The organism is Limnobacter sp. MED105, from assembly GCF_000170915.1.
Lineage (GTDB): Bacteria > Pseudomonadota > Gammaproteobacteria > Burkholderiales > Burkholderiaceae_B > Limnobacter.
The window spans coordinates 1-18,415 of sequence record NZ_ABCT01000003.1; the positions used below are offsets into that span (position 1 = coordinate 1).

The window sequence follows — 18,415 nt, forward strand, 5'->3', positions numbered from 1 at the left end:
CAATGCTTTACACTTGGGTTTGCAGCAGCCTCATCAGCTTTGCCTGCAATCACCTCGGCTGGCTCGGAGACTGGCTCTGGAAGCGATTCCAGGGCATGTTGCAGCACTTGATCGATCCATTTCACTGGAATGATCTCCAAGCTGTTCTTCACATTGGCTGGAATTTCCGCCAAATCCTTCACGTTTTCTTCAGGAATAAGCACAGTTTTAATACCACCGCGGTGAGCAGCCAACAGCTTTTCTTTCAAGCCACCGATACCCAAAACTTCGCCACGCAGCGTAATTTCACCTGTCATTGCAACGTCAGAACGCACTGGCATGTTCGTCAAAGTCGACACCAAAGCAGTCGTCATCGCGATACCTGCTGAAGGACCATCTTTCGGTGTGGCGCCTTCAGGTACGTGAACGTGAATGTCGCGCTTCTCGAAAGCATCGTTACGAATACCCAATCGATTTGCGCGCGCGCGCACTACCGAACGCGCAGCCTCCACCGATTCTTTCATGACGTCGCCCAATGAACCTGTGCGAATCACGTTACCTTTGCCGGGCATGGAGACCGTTTCAATGGTGAGTAATTCACCGCCCACTTCTGTCCAGGCCAAACCAGTGACCTGACCCACCTGGTTTTCTTTTTCAGCCATGCCGAAGTTAAAGCGACGAACGCCCAGAAACTTGTCGAGGTTTTTCGGAGTCACCTGCACTTTCTTTTCGTTTTTGCCCAACACCATTTGACGCACTACCTTGCGGCAAATCTTGGACATTTCACGCTCAAGTCCACGCACACCCGCCTCGCGGGTGTAGTAGCGAATCACGTCGCGAATGGCTGCTTCAGAAACGCTCAGCTCTTCGTCTTTCACACCATTGTTTTTCAACTGTTTGGGCAGCAAATACTTCTGCGTAATGTTCACTTTCTCGTCTTCGGTGTAGCCGCTCAGGCGAATCACCTCCATGCGGTCCAACAAAGCATGTGGGATGTTCAGTGAGTTTGCAGTGGCCACGAACATCACATCGCTCAAATCGTATTCCACTTCCACGTAGTGATCTACAAAAGTGCTGTTTTGCTCAGGATCAAGTACTTCAAGTAAAGCCGATGCAGGGTCGCCACGGAAGTCTTGCCCCATTTTGTCGATTTCGTCGAGCAAGAACAGTGGATTGCGAACACCTACTTTCGTGATGCTGTTCAATACCTTGCCAGGCATGGATCCAATATACGTTTTGCGGTGACCACGAATTTCAGCTTCATCACGCACACCGCCCAGGGCCATGCGAACAAACTTGCGGTTTGTTGCCTTGGCTACAGATTGTCCCAGCGAGGTTTTACCAACTCCGGGAGGGCCCACCAAACAAAGAATTGGCGCCTTGAGTTTGTCAACACGCTGCTGCACTGCGAGGTACTCCACAATGCGCTCTTTCACTTTTTCCAAACCATAATGATCTTCGTCAAGTACCTTCTCGGCATTGGCCAAATCATTGTTGATCTTTGTTTTCTTCTTCCAGGGCAGCCCTACCAACACGTCGATGTAGTTGCGAATCACAGTGGCTTCTGCTGACATGGGCGACATCAGCTTCAGCTTCTTCAATTCAGCTTCAGCTTTTTTCAAGGCTTCTTTGGGCATGCGCGCAGCCTTGATTCGCTTTTCAAGCTCTTCCATGTCCGCGCCGTCTTCGCCCTCACCCAATTCTTTCTGAATGGCTTTGACCTGCTCGTTCAAGTAGTACTCGCGCTGGCTTTTTTCCATCTGGCGCTTTACGCGACCACGAATGCGCTTCTCAACCTGAAGAATATCGATCTCGGTTTCCAGTTGAGACAACAATGCCTCCAGGCGCTGCGCAATGCTAAAAGTTTCCAGAATGGACTGCTTTTGCTCCAGCTTCAGTGGCAAGTGACTGACGATTGTGTCCGCTAGCCGACCAATATCTTCAATACTGGCCAGCGATGTCAAAATTTCGGGTGGAATTTTTTTGTTCAATTTCACGTAGGAATCGAACTGCGCCATTACGGCACGCTTCATGGCCTCGGTTTCCGGGCTTTGTGAAGGATCGGGCAACAAGGGCAATGCTGTAGCAGCAAAGTGTGTGCCTTCGTCTGTAACCTTGGTCAGGCGCGCACGCTGCACACCTTCTACCAACACCTTCACAGTGCCATCGGGTAACTTCAGCATTTGGAGCACATTGGCTACGCAACCAATGTTGTAAATATCTTTGTCGCTGGGCTCATCTTTGGTGGCCGATTTTTGCGCTACCAGAAGAATACTTTTGCCTGTTTCCATCGCGATTTCCAGCGCTTTGATGGATTTTGGACGACCCACGAAAAGCGGAATCACCATGTGCGGGAACACGACTACATCTCGCAATGGAAGCAATGACAATTCGATGGGTTGTTCCGGAAGCACGTTAGTTGCTGACATATGAATCACCTATTAAATGCATAACCCTACAGTGGGGTTAAAACGCGCTTATTCAAGCTTTATTTCACGACAAATAAACAATACCACTGAAAAGAAAAAGCCCAACCGTGGAGTTGGGCTTTTTTAATCATTTTGCAATCTGTTTTGAGGTGGTTTTCAGCATCAGGATTTGTCTTTGCTGCTGGCCACTTTGGGCTGATCCTCGTAAATCAACAAAGGTTGCCCTGTGCCATTGATTGTATTTTCATCAATCACCACTTTCTTGACGTTGGTGTCGCCAGGCAGGTCGTACATGATACCCAGCAAAGCCTGTTCAAGAATGGTTCTCAAACCACGTGCACCTGTTTTGCGTTGAATCGCTTTCTTGGCAATTGCGCTCAACGCAGATGGACGAACTTCAAGTTCTGCGCCATCCATTTCGAGCAACTTTTCAAACTGCTTAACCATGGCATTTTTAGGTTTGGTCAAAATCTCGATCAACGCAGGTTCATCCAGTTCTTCGAGGGTCGCGATGACAGGCAGGCGACCCACCAATTCAGGGATGATACCGAACTTGATCAGGTCTTCTGGCTCAACTTCAGCCAGCAAGGTTCCCACATTGCCCTCTTCCTTGCTTTTCACAGTCGCGCCAAAACCAATACCTGAACGCTCGGACCGGTTACGGATAACCTTGTCCAAACCTTCAAATGCACCACCCACGATAAATAGTACGTTGGTGGTATCAATTTGAACGAAATCCTGATTGGGATGCTTGCGGCCGCCTTGTGGGGGTACGGATGCAACAGTGCCCTCGATCAATTTCAGCAAGGCTTGCTGTACGCCCTCGCCAGACACGTCACGGGTAATGGACGGATTGTCAGACTTGCGGGAAATCTTGTCGATTTCGTCAATGTACACAATGCCACGCTGAGCTTTTTCTACTTCGTAATTGCAGCTTTGCAGCAGCTTTTGAATGATGTTCTCGACGTCTTCACCCACGTAACCCGCTTCGGTCAGCGTGGTGGCGTCGGCGATCACAAAAGGTACATTCAACAAACGGGCCAGGGTTTGGGCCAACAATGTTTTGCCGGAACCCGTTGGGCCAACCAGCAAAATATTGCTTTTCGTCAGCTCGATGTCGTCTTTTTTGCTCATGTGGCGCAGGCGTTTGTAGTGGTTGTATACCGCTACAGCAAGCACACGCTTGGCTTTGTCCTGACCAATGACATACTGGTCAAGAATAGAACGAATTTCCTGGGGGGTGGGTAGCTTGTCGCCTCCACCTGTGGCCGTGGCCTCCGCTGCTTCATCACGAATGATGTCATTGCACAACTCAATGCATTCATCGCAGATGAACACAGAGGGCCCTGCGATCAATTTTTTTACTTCATGCTGACTTTTGCCACAGAAGGAGCAATACAGCAGCTTTTCGCTTGAGCCTTTCTTTTCTGACATCTTTTATCCTCTGGAAAGCCCCCTTAAGGGCAATCAAGAAATCCAGGTTTTAGTGTTACTGCAGTTACTTCTTGTCGGCCGGTGGCACACGGTGCTTCAACACGTCGTCAATCAAGCCGTACTCTTTGGCAGAGTCTGCACCCATAAAGTTATCACGATCTGTGTCACGTGCAATCTCTTCGATCGTCTTACCTGTGTTATCAGCCAGTATTCCGTTCAATTTCTCACGCAAATACAAAATTTCCTTGGCGTGAATTTCAATGTCGGACGCCTGACCCTGCACGCCACCCAGAGGCTGGTGAATCATGATTCGGCTATTGGGCAGGGAAAAACGCTTGCCCTTGGTGCCAGAAGACAGCAAGAACGCGCCCATACTGGCTGCCAATCCGGTACACAGGGTTGACACATCGGGCTTGATGAACTGCATGGTGTCGTAAATAGCCATGCCTGCAGACACTGAGCCACCTGGGCTGTTGATATACAGCGCGATGTCTTTGTCAGGGTTTTCGCTTTCGAGGAACAACATTTGCGCCACGATGACGTTGGCCATTTGGTCGTTGATAGGACCCACCAGGAAAATGACGCGCTCTTTAAGCAAGCGCGAATAAATGTCATAGGCCCGCTCGCCCCGACCACTTTGCTCAATCACCATGGGCACGTACATATTGCCCTGGGTTTCAAGCGCACCAGAATTGTTCATGTTGTTCGTCATAGAGCGAGGGTTCCACATCATTTATTTATTTCCCATCAGTTCGTCAAAGGACAATTTCTTTTCAACCACTTTGGATTTGCTCAAAGCGAATTCAACCACATTGTCTTCCAGAATAACCGCTTCTACATCCGCCAAACGGGCGCGATCCTGAAAATACCACTGCATGACTTCTGCAGGGTTCTCATAGCTTTGAGCCTGTTCTTCAATAAAGGCACGAACCTGCTCAGGTTTGGCTTGCAAGCTGTTTTCTTTCACCAAGTCTGACACGATCAAGCCCAAGCGAACGCGACGCTCTGCCTGTGCTGCAAAAATGTCTTCAGGCAACTGAATTTCTTCTACGTTTTGCATGCCACGGGCCTTCAGGTCCTGACGTGCGCGAGAGGCCAATTCAGTAGTTTCGGATTGAATCAAGGCTTTGGGTACATCAAACTCTGTCACTTTCAACAAAGCATTCATCACCGCCTCTTTGGTTTGCGCCTTGGTACGGTTGCTGACTTCACGGCTCAAATTCACGCGCACATCGTCGCGCAGCTTGTCCAGTGAACCGTCGGCAATACCCATGGCCTTGGCAAACTCTTCGTTCAGTTCAGGCAACTGGGGGCCTTCTACTTTCTTGATCGTGATTGTGAACTGGGCAGTTTTACCTGCGACATCCTTGCCGTGGTAATCAGCGGGGAAAGCGAGATCAAAGGTTTTCTCTTCGCCTTTTTTCAAGCCTTTTGCGGCAGCTTCGAATTCGGGCAGCATTTGGCCCTTGCCGATTACAAAAGAGAAATCTTCAGCGGTGCCGCCGTCAAAGGGTACATCGTCAATTTTGCCCACGAAATCCAGGGTTACTTTGTCCTCATCAGCAGAGCCACGATCTACTTCGGCGAAGCTGGCGCGCTGCTTGCGCAGAATTTCAATGGTTTTATCCACTTCAGAGTCGGAGACTTCAACCACTGTTTTCTCAATTTCAAGCGTGGCGAAGTCGCCAAACTTCACTTCGGGGAACACTTCAAAAATGGCATTGAACTCAAATGAGTCATCAGCTGCGTCCTTGGCGGCTTCGATGCGGGGCTGGCCAGCCACTCGCAGATCCTGCTTTTGAACTTCTTCGCTGAAGGTACGACCGATTTCATCGTTCAATACTTCGGAATGTACTTGGGGGCCGTAGTTCTGTACCACCATTTTCATGGGTACTTTACCTGGGCGAAAACCGGGCATGCGAGCTGTCCGAGCTACCTTTTTCAGGCGCTTCTCAACTTCAGCATTGATTTTTTCAACCGACAGCTTCAAGGAAATGGTTTTCTCGAGTGAGCTGGCAGTGGTGGTTGTTTCAGTCATTTGGAACTCTTGAACTAGTTGCCTTGGCAAGGTTGACCAAGGGGATGGTTAATGGGCGTAAAGGCTCTACAATTGCCGATATCTTACACAAGTATGAAGCAGCTTTGGCGGGGGCTTGGTAAAACTGGACCGCCCCAGAAGCGATATACCCGGGGCACAAGAGGGGTGGTGCGGATGAAAGGACTCGAACCTTCACGTATTGCTACGCCAGAACCTAAATCTGGTGCGTCTACCAATTTCGCCACATCCGCATGTAGGCGCGCATTATAGCCCGATTTTAACTTTGAAGCCCTTACAATGTCATTTATTGACTGCATTACCCCCAATTAGAAGGTGACATGGCTGTATCTCTAGAAAACCCGCTTGCCTACTGCCGCGAGAAAGTAAGCGGGGAAACCGCCTCTCTGCACTACGCAACCCTGTTCCAAACTGAAGAACTGAAAGCATTTTGGCTTGGCTGCTTTACCTTGAACCACGAGTTGAGGCAGGCTTGCCTGAAGCAGCTGGAGGCAGGCTTGACACAGGTCAAACTGGGCTGGTGGCAAAATGCCCTGGCTGGGGCAGCAAGCAACAGCAACCCTCACCCTGTCGTAACAGCAATATCAAAACCCGTGATTGCGAAAATCCCCCCTGAACACTGGGGAGAACTAATCAACCGGGTGGCCAGCGGATGCGAACCCAAGCGTTACAACAGCATGGCCGACTGGCATAACGATGTGCTGCTTGAAACCAAGCCCTGGATTGGTTTGGTACAGGCCAGGTTTATCAGCTCAACTGCGGATTACACGCAGCTACTGGAATTCTGGGCCACAGCCACGCGCCTTTGCCAGTTACTTCGACTTGCGAAATACCTGGACCAGGGGTTTCAGCCCTTGCCCGTCGAATTACTGGCCAAACATGGGGTGACTGCAGAACAAATCAAACGCAGGGAACACAACGGTGCCAGCGCGCGGATGTTCAGTGAAGTAGGCGCACATTTGCTTGAGAAAGCCAACATAGCCTGGAAAAATACGCCAGAGGACCAACGCCTTTTTGCGAGGCCTTTGCGAGCGCTGTTCCGGATGCGCGTTTCGGAACTGAAAGTACACGAGGCGGCCGGCTACCACTTGCTGACCGAGCAGAAAATAATCACCCCTTTCAAAAAATTCAGTACCGCTTGGACGACGCAAGTACTGAGATTTTGAAGGGTCGTCTCAATTCAAAGCCGTGGTTTACGAATTCGGTAAGCTGCGGCGTACAAGGCGGGCAGGAAAAACAGGGTGAGCAAGGTGGCCACAATCAAGCCACCCATGATCGCTACGGCCATGGGGCCCCAGAATTGCGAACGCATCAACGGGATCATGGCCAGCACGGCTGCCGCCGCGGTCAACAATATAGGCCGTGAGCGTCGAATGGTTGAGCCAATGATAGCCTCATAGGGATCTACCCCCGCAGCTCGGTCTTGCTCGATTTGGTCCACCAAAATTACCGAGTTTCGAATAATCATGCCGAACAGGGCGATCACGCCCAGTTGTGCTACAAAACCGAACGGACGCGCAGTGATGATCAAGGCCAACGCAGCACCAATAATTCCCAAAGGGCCGGTGAAGTAAACCAGCAAGGTTCGACCAAAGCTTTTCAGTTGCAACATCAGCAAAGTAAGCACGATAAACAACATCAAAGGCACATTGGCCATGATCGACTGCTGGGCCTTGCCAGAATCGGCGGCTAGACCATCCAGGTTCACCGATACGCCCAGTGGTAACTCAGACCGCAAGGGGTCTAGTGCCTTGTTCATCGCCAAGGCAACGGTGGTGCCCTGAATACCGGAAACCACATCCGCTTTCACTGTAATGCCAAACTCACCACCCTCTCGCCAAATCACGCCGGGCTCAAAACTCATGGTGACCTTGCCCACTTGGGACAACGGCACATAGGCTCCGCTTGCCGTGGGTACATTGGCGTTCATGAGTTCAGCCAGAGTGTCGCGCTCGCTTTCGGGGTTTCGAAACACAATGTCGATGAGGCGGTTATTTTCGCGATACTGCCCAATGGTTGCGCCCGACAAAATGACATGCGAGGACTCTGCAATGCTTTGACTGCTGACACCCAAGGCACGGGCGCGAGCCTGGTCTACCTCGACTTTCATCACCTTGATGTTTTCATTCCAGTTGTCATGCGTGCCACGGGTGTATTCGCTAGAGGCCACGGCCTCTTTGACCTGGTCGGCAACTACACGCACAACGCGAGGGTCTGGGCCCTGCACCACGAACTGCACGGGATAAGTCACGGGCGGCCCATTGGGCAACAAGGTAATTCGCGGACGTATGTCAGGGAAGTTGTTTTCGAGGTGTTCCTTCAGTTTGCCGCGCAGTATTTCCCGGTCTTCGAATGTTTTGGGAATCACTATAAGTTCGGCCAAATTGCTTTGTACAAACTTTTGATCAAGCGACAAATAAAAACGGGGCGCCCCATCGCCTACAAAACTGGCATAGCCCTGCACTTCGGGTTGATTGGCCAGCCATTGCTCCAGTTTGATCGCCTGCTTTTCCGTTTCCTCAAATGCGGTACCCTCGGGTAACCACAAATTCACCATGATTTCCAATCGGTTGGAGTCTGGGAAAAACTGCTGCTCAATGAATTTGAAGGAATAGCCGCCACCAATGAAGGCAAGAACTGTGACCGTTATTGTGATCCAGCGGTGGTTAACGCACACCTCAATCCAGCGGCGAAAGCGCTGGTAGAACGGCGTATCGAACACCTCCGTGTGGCCTTGTCCGTCTTTGGGCTTTTTAAGCAACCAATAGCCAATATAAGGCACAAAAATAACCGCGACAAACCACGACAACACCAGCGCAATGGCAGTAACCGCAAAAATTGAATAGGTGTACTCGCCTGCCGCTGACTGAGCCAAAGCAATGGGCAAAAACCCCGCAGCTGTAATCAGCGTGCCCGTGAGCATTGGAATGGCAGTGGAGTCGTAGGCAAAAATGGCCGCATCAAAGCGCGAATAACCCTCTTCCAGCTTGCGAACCATCATTTCTACCGCAATGATCGCATCATCGACCAACAAGCCTAGCGCGATAATCAGTGCACCCAGCGAAATTTTGTGCAGGTTGATATTGAAGAACGACATGGCCAGAAAAGTAAGCGCCAATACCAGGGGAATGGTCAACGCCACCACCAGACCTGGCCGTGTGTCGATGCGAAAGGGTTTGCTGTGTAGCCCCAAACTCAAAAAGCTGACTGCCAACACGATCACAATCGCTTCGATCAACACTTTCACGAACTCATTGACAGAGGTGCTGACTGACTTGGGTTGATCTGCCACGCGCTGAAGCTCAATACCCACCGGGAGTTCGGCCAATATGCGGCGCTCTACCTTTTCCAACTCCTGGCCAAGGCGGATAATATCGCCACCATTGACCATGGAAATCCCCAAGCCAATCACCTCTTTGCCATTGAAGCGCATTTTGGACACAGGTGGGTCTTGATAGCCGCGATGCACGTGGGCGATGTCTTTGAGCAGGAGTGTGTTTTTTCCCGCCCGAATCGGCAGGTTGGCAAGGTCTTCAACCGACTCAAACTGCCCCTGTACTCTTGACCACACCTTTTGGTCTTCGAGGCTTAAAACCCCCTGAGAGGTGACCGCGTTCTGACTGTTGATTTGATTGAAGATGTCTTGCGCTGAAATTCCCAGTTGCGCAATTTTGTAATGCGAGACATCAATGAACACTTTCTCAGGTTGAACGCCAAACAGCTGCACCTTGGCCACATCGGGCACTTTGAGCATTTCCTGACGTACCTGCGTCACGAAGTCTTTTAATTCCGCGTACTTGAATCCATCGGCGGAGAATGCCAGCAACACGCCAAAAGTGTCGCCAAACTCGTCATTGAAAAATGGGCCAACTACACCACGCGGCAATGTTCCAGCCATGTCGCTGACCCGTTTACGTGTGGTGTACCAAATATCGGCCACTTGCTTGGGCGGTGCGCTGTCATCCAACTGGAGAAAAATAACGGTTTCACCCGGCTTGGAATACGAACGGATTTTGTAAGCGAAGGGTATTTCCTGAATCACCTTCTCAATAGGATCGGCCACTTGCTGACCCATTTGCATGGCCGTTGCACCCGGCCAGTAGGCTCGCACCACCATGCCGCGAAACACAAACGGAGGATCTTCTTCTTGACCCAAGGAGAAAAATGCGGCCACTCCCGCGAAGATGAAAACTGCAAGGAGGTAGCGAACCAATGGCTGGTTTTCGAGCGCCCAGCGCGACAGGTTGATTTTTCTCATTTGGAAAGATCGCTCGTTTCAATGAAACGACGAACCTTTTGGCCTTCGTTCAAAACATGGGTGCCCGCAGTGACAATCAACTCCCCATTGCTTAAGCCATCCTTAACCAGAAAGTCGCTTTCAGACACGTCATAGGGCTCAACAACACGTTTGTTGACCACACCCTGCTTCTCATCGAACACCCACACAAAAGCACCGGTATGCTCCGCAACCAGGGCCGAAATGGGCAACTTGAACGCGGTCGACTTGGCGCCTGTGGTGAACTTCACCGTAGCGCTCATTCCGAAACGGGAAACTCTGGCCGGGTCGTTCACATCCAGCAACACAGCATATGTGCGTGTTACCGGGTCAGCCACGGGTGACACCTCTCTCACTTTTGCTGCCAGAGCCTGTTTGCCAGACCACAGCAACACACTTGCCTCCTGACCCGGCTTGATCTCGCTGACCCTATTCTCGGGCACAGCCATACTGACCTGTACATCATTCTCATCGGCCCATTGCACCACGGCCTGGCCTGGGGCCAATACCTGGCCTGCTTCAGCATACACACCGGAAATTACACCGATGCCCGGAGCACGCAAGTCACCGTATTGCCGCTGATTGGCCTGCGTGTTCAATTGCGCGCGAGCTTGGCTCAAACGGCTGCCGGCGGCATCGAATGCCAACTGTCGTCGATCCAGTTCAGCCTGGCTGATGAAGTTTTGTTGTTTCAGGGTTTTGGCACGTTCCAGGTCTGTTTTCAGCTGGGTATGCTCGGTGGCTGCTGCATCAAACTGTGCCTGGGCTGCCTGTAAGGCCAGGCTCAAGTCCTGAGGATCAATTTTTGCAAGTATTTGGCCTTTGGTAACCTTGTCCCCAACGTCCACAAGGCGTGCGGTCAACTTACCACCCACCTGGAAGCTGAGTTTTGCCTGAAAACGGGGTTCAATCTGACCTGGAAAACTTTCTTCAAAAGTACTGTCACCCGCTTGAAGCTCCATGACTCGCACAGGTCGAATCACTTCAGTGGTGTCAATTTCGGAACGGGAACAAGCGGCAAGCACGAGCGAGCCTGCGGTGGCCCATACAACAGGCAAGAACAAACGGCTTTTGGACATGGATCGCTCAATAGAGTGAATTTATTGTTATCTGCGCAATTGTCGTATCAATCACAAGTCAAGTCAAAGCGGACTCAAAAACAATCCAGCTTGTCTCTCAGCGCGGCGAGCGCCTTTTCAACACGATCAACGCCGATCACTTCGATACCATCAATTGGCTGCTTCGGTGCATTGCTGGCAGGCACAATGGCGTGGGTAAATCCAAGTTTGGCAGCCTCACGCAGCCTTTCTTGCCCGCGCGGTGCCGGGCGTAGCTCACCAGACAGGCCGATTTCACCAAACACCACCAGTTCTTTGGGCAGGCGTTTGTTGCGCAAGGAGGACACCATGGCCAAAACAATCGCCAGGTCGGCTGCAGGTTCTGAAATTCTTACACCACCCACGGCGTTGATAAAAATGTCTTGATCAAAAAACTGCAGACCCGCATGGCGATGCATTACCGCCAGCAGCATGGCGAGGCGGTTTTGTTCAAGCCCCACCGACAACCTGCGCGGTGAAGGCGAATGCGAGGAATCGACCAAAGCCTGAATTTCAACAAGCAATGGGCGTGCGCCCTCTTGCGTGCACATCACGCAGGATCCGGCCACCCATTCGGCAGTTTGCGACAAAAACAAGGCTGAGGGATTGTTGACCCCTTTCAAGCCTCGGTCAGTCATGGCAAATACACCTAACTCGTTCACCGCACCAAACCGGTTTTTGAACGCTCGCACAAGGCGAAATGAGGACTGTGAATCGCCTTCGAAATACAGCACCGTGTCTACGATATGCTCGAGCACGCGGGGGCCGGCCAGAGTACCTTCCTTGGTAACATGGCCGACCAAAATGGTAGTAATCCCCAGGGCTTTGGCAAGCCGTGTAAGCTGACTTGCACATTCGCGTACCTGGCTTACAGACCCTGGCGCTGCACTCAACTCGCTGGTGTACAGGGTTTGAATGGAATCGATCACCAACACTTGGGGTTTGTGTGCTTCAAGTTGCGCAACAATTTGCTCAAGCTGAATTTCGGTTAACACATTCAGGTTAGTGTGTTCGAGCCCAAGGCGTTGAGCACGCAAGGCGATTTGCCCGGCAGATTCCTCACCACTGACATACAAGGCTGAAGTTGTTTTGGCCAAGGTGACCATGGATTGCAATAGCAAGGTGGATTTACCGATTCCAGGGTCACCGCCAAGCAACACCACCATGCCCGGCACCATTCCCCCACCCAACACACGGTCAAATTCGGGGACACCGCTGCTGAAACGTGGGTGGTCTTGCGCCTGAATTTCGGAAAGCTTGATGACGCTGCTACTTTGTGCAGCAAGGGCTGCAAAACGACTGTGCTTGGGCGCTGTTGCCGTGCTTACGGCCGATTCAACCAGCGTGTTCCAACTGTTGCAATCGCTGCACTGCCCTTGCCATTTGGCAAAAACAGAGCCGCATTCCGTACATTGATACTGACTTTTACTTTTGGCCAAAACTGCATGTCCCTGTAACGACTAGGCTTCTAAAAATGGTACTCGCGGCGCAATTGCACACAACAATTCATAACCAATGGTGCCACAACGGTCGGCCACCACATCAACTGGAATGTGCTCACCCCACAATTCAACTGTGCTGCCAACCTTGGCATTCGGGATGTGGCTGACGTCGATGGTCATCATGTCCATCGACACTCGGCCGGCGACCGGCGCAACATGCCCTTCAACATACGTGGGCGTTCCATCGGGCGCATGCCGTGGGTAGCCATCGGCATAACCGCAGGCCACCACAGCAATCCGACCACTGTCGCTGGCTTCCCACCGCGAACCATAACCCACCCTGTCACCTTGCTTTACCTCTTGAATTGCAATGATTTCGCTGCTGAAGATCATTGCTGCCTTGAGGCCATAATTGGCTGCCGCATTTGGGCCTGGGGTGGCCCCGTATATGGCAATGCCCGGGCGCGCAATATCACCAGCGAGCATCGGAAAATTAAGGCTGCCAGCTGAGTTGGCCAGACTACTTCGCCAATGGTCGGGTTTGAGATCCATCAAGATTTGATGCTGACGCTGCGCAAAAGGCAAACGAGCCCTGGGCTCCGCTTCATCCGCATTGGCAAAGTGCGTCATCAACACAGGCGTAGGCCATTGATGTTTCAGGGTGAACTCATCGAGCCACTGAATGGCGGCTTGCGCTTGAGCAGGTTGAAACCCCAAGCGATTCATGCCTGTGTTCAATTTCAGGAAAATTTGGGGTTTGTGTGCAGGCTGCCACTGCGCAATAGCCGCGAGGTCATTCAACTGATTCTGATTGTGAACCACCCAATCGCAACGCAACTCCATGGCCTTCAGCAAATCGGTCTGATCAAAACAGCCCTCGAGTAACACAATTGGCTTGTTCCAGCCCATGCAACGCAAGCGAGCCGCACCCTCTATTTCTAAGATGGCCAAGGCGTCTGCTTGCCACAAGCCGTCGATGATTCGTTCCAAACCATGCCCATAACCATTGGCTTTCACCACAGGCATCATCACAACATTGCCCAGCAATTCTTTGATTCTATTGATATTGGCAGAGATGGCGGCGGGTTTGACCACTGCACGTATGGGTCGCGGCATGGGCTGGCAATTGGTGATTTAGGGGTTGGCTCGAACTTCGTAAAAAAGGCATTGCTTAATACGCGAAGCGCTTGGATATGATATAACGCCTCAACACCGTTGAACGAGCAGCGAAACGGCGAAATCGCACTAATTGGATTTCGCTCAATTCACAGTTGAATGAAACCCGGCTTTTACACCATCATGGCGGCGCAGTTTTTCTCGTCGCTTGCAGACAACGCACTTTTGATTGCAGCAATCGCATTGCTGTTTCAGATCCAGTCTCCTGACTGGATGACCCCATTGCTGAAGCTGTTCTTCGTAGTGTCGTACGTGGTGCTGGCCCCCTTCGTTGGCGGGTTCGCAGATACTTTGCCCAAAGGGCGGGTCATGTTGATCACCAACTCGATCAAGATTGTGGGTTGCCTGATGATGTTCTTCGGTGTGCACCCTCTACTTTCTTATGCGGTGGTGGGCCTGGGCGCTGCAGCCTACTCGCCTGCAAAATATGGCATTCTGACCGAGCTTTTGCCGCACGACCGGCTTGTAGAGGCCAACGGCTGGATTGAAGGGCTCACAGTGCTGTCGATCATTCTTGGCACCGTGCTTGGCGGCATATTGATTGCGCCGGGCACTAGCCAATACCTGATGCAACTGCATATTCCAGGTGTGACTGACAATATGGATACGCCTGCTGAAGCTGCAATTTTTGTGATCACCTCAGGGTATTTGATCGCAGCGATTTTTAACTTCAAGATTCCAGACACGGGGGCACGCTATGAACCCCAGCTGAATCACCCAATCATCATGACCCGCAAGTTTTATGGCTGCGTCAAACAATTGTGGAACGACAAGTTGGGTCAAATCTCATTGGCTGTTACCACTCTTTTCTGGGGTGCCGGGGCCACGCTTCAATTTATCGTGCTGAAATGGGCTGAAAGTGCCTTGGGCCTGCCACTGGACAAAGGCGCCATTCTTCAAGGTGTTTGCGCATTCGGCGTGGCTGCTGGCGCTGTGGCTGCTGCGAAACTGATTCCCCTGAAAAAATCGATGTTGGTGCTACCCATGGGCATTCTGATGGGCATTGTGTGCATGACCATGGTGTTGGTCAACAACCAGGGTATGGCTTACCTGCTGATTACCGTGATCGGCGCATTGAGTGGATTTTTTGTAGTGCCCATGAACGCCTTGCTACAACACCGTGGCCATGTGCTGATGAGCGCCGGCCGATCGATTGCCATTCAGAATTTCAACGAAAATATTTCAGTGCTGACCATGCTTGGCATTTACGCCATTTTGATCAGCTTCGATGTGCATGTGAATAATGTGATTTTGATGTTCGGCGGCTTTGTCATGGCCACCATGCTGATGGTGATTATTTGGCACCGCCGCAACCAGCGCTTATACAACGTGGAAGCGCGAATTGGCGAGGATCGCCCGGTCGGCGTTCCGTTGTAACAGGCTGTTTAAATTACGCCTTGCTGTTTCAGCAGTAACAAATCGTCCCACGCTTTCTGTTTTTCCTCAGATCTGCGCAACAGATAGGCTGGGTGATATGTGACCACAGCGGGGATGTCGAGCCCATCCACAATCACTCTGTGAACCGTGCCCCGCAATTCCCCCACTGGCTTTTTAGTGTTCAAAAGAGTTTGAATTGCAAAGCGCCCCACCAGTAGCAAAACTTGGGGCCTACTGGCCTTGATTTGCTGAACAAGGTATGGCGAACATTGATCGATTTCGGCTTGTTCAGGATTGCGGTTGCCGGGGGGGTGACACTTCACCACATTGGCGATATAGGTGTTGTTTGTACGGCTCGCGCCAACGGCTTTGAGCATTCGATCCAACAGTTGCCCTGACTTACCCACAAATGGCCGGCCTGTCGCGTCCTCGTCCACGCCAGGTCCTTCTCCCACCACCATTAGGGGTGCATGGGGTATGCCATCTGCAAACACGGTTTGCTTACGGGTTTCGCACAGACCGCATTTTTTGCAAACAGCAACCATCTCTTGTAATGACTCAAGCGAAAGTGAAGCGGGCAACATTTCATCGAGCCCCACGCCGCTTGCCATGGCGTCGGGCTTTGAGGGCTCGTCTTGGCTCCGTAATTCCCAAACAGGGCCAATACCCATGGCATTGAACAAATCGGCTTTGTTTCGAGTACTTGTCATTGCAGAGAGCCTGTAAATCGTTTGAACATCACCAAGGCGTCTTCGCGGCCCAGTTGAGACGGGTAATAATTCTTGCGCGCACCGATCAGCTTGAACCCCTCTTTCTCGTACATATTCTTGGCAGTCAAATTGCTGGGACGAACCTCCAGCAACATGCCCGTTGCATGGGCAAGTTTCGCCTGGCCAATGCCCCACTGCAACAAGTGCTTGCCGTGACCCAAACCTTGCAAGTCGGCACGAATGGAAATGTTCAGCAGGTGGTATTCATCAACAACCTGCATCATCACAATGTAGCCTGCAAGTTGTTCATCCAACCACATGCAATGCATGTGATAACCCGCGCGCAGGGAGTCCAGAAAATTCCGGTCTGTCCAGGGGAACTCGTAAATCTGATTCTCAACCAGAATTACAGCGGGCACATCGGCCTCGGTCATGGGTCGAATACTAAACAGCGCCATGCTTCAACGCCAATCGTTCAGTGGTGGTTTGCGCAACTTTGTCACGCACATACAAGGGCTGACAATCAAACGGTGTAGCAACTCGCCCAGCCTCAAATTCCTGCCATGCCAATTGCGCCAGGCGAACTGCACACACCGCCCCCTGAACCGCGACGGAGCCCGGCTCATGAAGCTGTGCATACACATGCGCATCACACACTGCAGACCCGTGAATATTCTGCAGCTCATCCAGGGCCAGCAAATGTGGTGGCTTCACCCATTGGGTGCCCTGCGCGGTTCGCTGAATGCAGGCAGCATAAATTTCATTCAAACGCGCATCCATTAAAACCGTGACTGGCTTATCCGGCAACTGTGCGGTCAACATGCATTCAAAACTGGTCAGTGGCACAGTGGGCACCTGCCAGGCCACAGCAAGGCCCTGAGCAACACCACAGGCTGTTCGAAGACTGGTAAAACCACCAGGACCAATATCAACAGCAATGGCTGCACACTGGGCAGGCTTTAAATTGGCCTGTTCCAGATGTTGCTGAATCATGGGCAACAGTTGGGCAGACTGGCTTTTGTAATCCGTAATTTCAAAGTTGAACAAGTCCGCCGCATGCGCATTTAATTCAAGAGGCTCAGTGGCTGCAGCCACCTTGGCTACGCCTGAACTGGTGCTAATTGCCAAAATAAAACGGGAAACCATCAATCGCCCTTCATCATCAACACAACGGCCTGCGCCTCAATGGCTTCCTTGCGCCCAAGGTAACCCAACTTTTCATTGGTTTTGGCCTTGATGTTGACCGCATGCAAGGGCAAGTCGCAAAGACCGCTCACACTGGAATGCATGGCAGCCATGTGAGGCGCAAGTTTTGGACTTTGGCAAATCAAAGTGGAATCGATATTGATCAAGGTGAATCCCTTCTGCCTGGCTTTCTCGATCACGCTTTTTAACAGAACTCCACTGTCAGCGCCCTCGAACTGAGGGTCTGTGTCAGAGAAGTGGGTACCAATGTCGCCCAGGGCGCATGCACCCAAAATTGCATCGGTGATGGCGTGCAACAAGGCATCTGCGTCGGAATGGCCCAGCAAACCGAGCTCCGAAGGAATGTGTACTCCGCCCAGAATCAGCCGACGTCCTTCGACCAATCGGTGCACATCATAACCCTGCCCCACTCGCAGACGGCCAATTTCACTCATTCCAAATTCTCCTGTTGCAAACCAAGCAACCTGGCTACTGTGCCCAAATCTTCAGCGCGGGTAATTTTCATGTTTTCCACATGCCCGGGGACAATCAGGGGACCCACACCCATCGTTTCAATCGCACTGGCATCGTCGGTCAATTGGGCACCTTTGTACAAGCACTCGGAAATGGCCATACTCAGCGCCTGCGCCCGAAACATTTGGGGTGTTTGTGCCGCCCACAAGTGGTCTCTGGGTATGGTGTGCTGGGCAATCACTTCACCCTCCTCTGCCACGCTGATTTTCTTCAAGGTATCCGCCACTGGCACGGCCAGCAAGGCCCCGGCAACATGCTCACTGCCCTGGTCAATCAGGCTTTTTAATGCAGCGGCACTCAAGCCCGGGCGAGCGGCATCGTGCACCAACACCCAATCGGTCTCATTCACCAGGAAGTTCTCAAGCAAATGATTCAATCCATTCAGTACGCTGTTCACACGCTCCTGTCCACCCACAGGCAAACATTTGACCTGTGGGTTGCCTTGAAACAGCGCAGTGGCAATCGAGTCGTCGTTGGCCACCACCACAAATACCCCTTCCACACGGGGGTCGACCAACAAGGCCTCAACACTGCGTTCCAGCACGGTTTTTGCACCCAGCATGGCGTACTGCTTGGGAATGCTCCCGCCAAAGCGCCGCCCGGCACCACCGGCGGGGACTAATCCAAAGTACTTGGCAGTTCTTGCCATGAAAGCCTGTTCCTATGCGGGCACTTGCCGCCGTATAATACGGGCCTTGATTCACCGACCCAAAAACCCGA

The 18,415-nt window shown here is 51.8% G+C and carries 15 protein-coding genes and 1 tRNA gene; 2 read left to right on the forward strand and 14 right to left on the reverse strand.

Annotated features, from left to right (window positions below; genetic code table 11):
• The 5 genes from lon to LMED105_RS04080 all read right to left on the reverse strand — a co-directional run.
• A partial coding sequence (gene lon, locus LMED105_RS04060) for an endopeptidase La (RefSeq protein WP_040512342.1) occupies positions 1 to 2,408 on the reverse strand: 2,408 nt, incomplete at its 3' end.
• Positions 2,409 to 2,570: 162 nt separating this feature from the next.
• A complete protein-coding gene (gene clpX / locus LMED105_RS04065; protein WP_008248422.1) occupies positions 2,571 to 3,842 on the reverse strand; it encodes an ATP-dependent Clp protease ATP-binding subunit ClpX in 1,272 nt (423 codons plus the stop codon).
• Positions 3,843 to 3,906: 64 nt separating this feature from the next.
• Positions 3,907 to 4,554: an ATP-dependent Clp endopeptidase proteolytic subunit ClpP gene (gene clpP / locus LMED105_RS04070; RefSeq protein WP_008248425.1), complete on the reverse strand. Its 648-nt coding sequence runs from the start codon at positions 4,552 to 4,554 to the stop codon at positions 3,907 to 3,909.
• A gap of 21 nt (positions 4,555 to 4,575) precedes the next feature.
• Positions 4,576 to 5,880: a trigger factor gene (gene tig, locus LMED105_RS04075; RefSeq protein ID WP_008248428.1), complete on the reverse strand. Its 1,305-nt coding sequence runs from the start codon at positions 5,878 to 5,880 to the stop codon at positions 4,576 to 4,578.
• Between the two features lie 166 nt (positions 5,881 to 6,046).
• A tRNA-Leu gene (locus LMED105_RS04080) sits at positions 6,047 to 6,131 on the reverse strand.
• Between the two features lie 87 nt (positions 6,132 to 6,218).
• On the opposite strand from LMED105_RS04080, the gene LMED105_RS04085 reads away from it, so the two are divergent.
• Positions 6,219 to 7,064 carry a squalene/phytoene synthase family protein gene (locus tag LMED105_RS04085; RefSeq protein WP_008248431.1) on the forward strand — a complete coding sequence of 282 codons (846 nt, stop codon included), beginning with the start codon at positions 6,219 to 6,221 and terminating at the stop codon, positions 7,062 to 7,064.
• Positions 7,065 to 7,078: 14 nt separating this feature from the next.
• Here the strand turns inward: LMED105_RS04085 and LMED105_RS04090 are convergent, their stop codons facing one another.
• From LMED105_RS04090 to alr, 4 genes are all read right to left on the reverse strand, one after another.
• Positions 7,079 to 10,156: an efflux RND transporter permease subunit gene (locus LMED105_RS04090; RefSeq protein WP_008248435.1), complete on the reverse strand. Its 3,078-nt coding sequence runs from the start codon at positions 10,154 to 10,156 to the stop codon at positions 7,079 to 7,081.
• Positions 10,153 to 11,253, reverse strand: a complete 1,101-nt coding sequence (locus LMED105_RS04095) for an efflux RND transporter periplasmic adaptor subunit (RefSeq protein ID WP_008248436.1) — start codon at positions 11,251 to 11,253, stop codon at positions 10,153 to 10,155. The genes LMED105_RS04090 and LMED105_RS04095 overlap by 4 nt, the downstream gene beginning before the upstream one ends.
• A gap of 74 nt (positions 11,254 to 11,327) precedes the next feature.
• Complete coding sequence (gene radA, locus LMED105_RS04100; RefSeq protein WP_008248437.1) at positions 11,328 to 12,710, reverse strand: DNA repair protein RadA; 1,383 nt, start codon at positions 12,708 to 12,710, stop codon at positions 11,328 to 11,330.
• A 21-nt stretch (positions 12,711 to 12,731) separates the two neighbouring features.
• Positions 12,732 to 13,829, reverse strand: a complete 1,098-nt coding sequence (alr, locus tag LMED105_RS04105) for an alanine racemase (RefSeq protein WP_008248438.1) — start codon at positions 13,827 to 13,829, stop codon at positions 12,732 to 12,734.
• A 159-nt stretch (positions 13,830 to 13,988) separates the two neighbouring features.
• Here alr and lplT point away from each other — a divergent pair, with 159 nt between their 5' ends.
• Positions 13,989 to 15,266, forward strand: a complete 1,278-nt coding sequence (lplT, locus tag LMED105_RS04110) for a lysophospholipid transporter LplT (protein ID WP_008248439.1) — start codon at positions 13,989 to 13,991, stop codon at positions 15,264 to 15,266.
• Between the two features lie 8 nt (positions 15,267 to 15,274).
• Here the strand turns inward: lplT and LMED105_RS04115 are convergent, their stop codons facing one another.
• The 5 genes from LMED105_RS04115 to ispD are packed head-to-tail and all read right to left on the reverse strand — an operon-like array spanning position 15,275 to position 18,344.
• Positions 15,275 to 15,976, reverse strand: a complete 702-nt coding sequence (locus LMED105_RS04115; RefSeq protein ID WP_008248441.1) for a uracil-DNA glycosylase family protein — start codon at positions 15,974 to 15,976, stop codon at positions 15,275 to 15,277.
• On the reverse strand, positions 15,973 to 16,434 hold the full coding sequence (rimI, locus tag LMED105_RS04120; protein ID WP_008248444.1) for a ribosomal protein S18-alanine N-acetyltransferase: 462 nt from the start codon (positions 16,432 to 16,434) through the stop codon (positions 15,973 to 15,975). Before rimI ends, LMED105_RS04115 begins: the two co-directional genes overlap by 4 nt.
• Positions 16,421 to 17,122 (reverse strand): tRNA (adenosine(37)-N6)-threonylcarbamoyltransferase complex dimerization subunit type 1 TsaB, encoded by a 702-nt coding sequence (tsaB, locus tag LMED105_RS16125; RefSeq protein WP_008248445.1) that lies wholly within the window; start codon positions 17,120 to 17,122, stop codon positions 16,421 to 16,423. The genes rimI and tsaB overlap by 14 nt, the downstream gene beginning before the upstream one ends.
• Positions 17,122 to 17,616: a 2-C-methyl-D-erythritol 2,4-cyclodiphosphate synthase gene (gene ispF / locus LMED105_RS04130; protein WP_008248446.1), complete on the reverse strand. Its 495-nt coding sequence runs from the start codon at positions 17,614 to 17,616 to the stop codon at positions 17,122 to 17,124. The genes tsaB and ispF overlap by 1 nt, the downstream gene beginning before the upstream one ends.
• Complete coding sequence (gene ispD / locus LMED105_RS04135; protein WP_008248447.1) at positions 17,613 to 18,344, reverse strand: 2-C-methyl-D-erythritol 4-phosphate cytidylyltransferase; 732 nt, start codon at positions 18,342 to 18,344, stop codon at positions 17,613 to 17,615. The genes ispF and ispD overlap by 4 nt, the downstream gene beginning before the upstream one ends.
• Positions 18,345 to 18,415 lie beyond the last annotated feature (71 nt).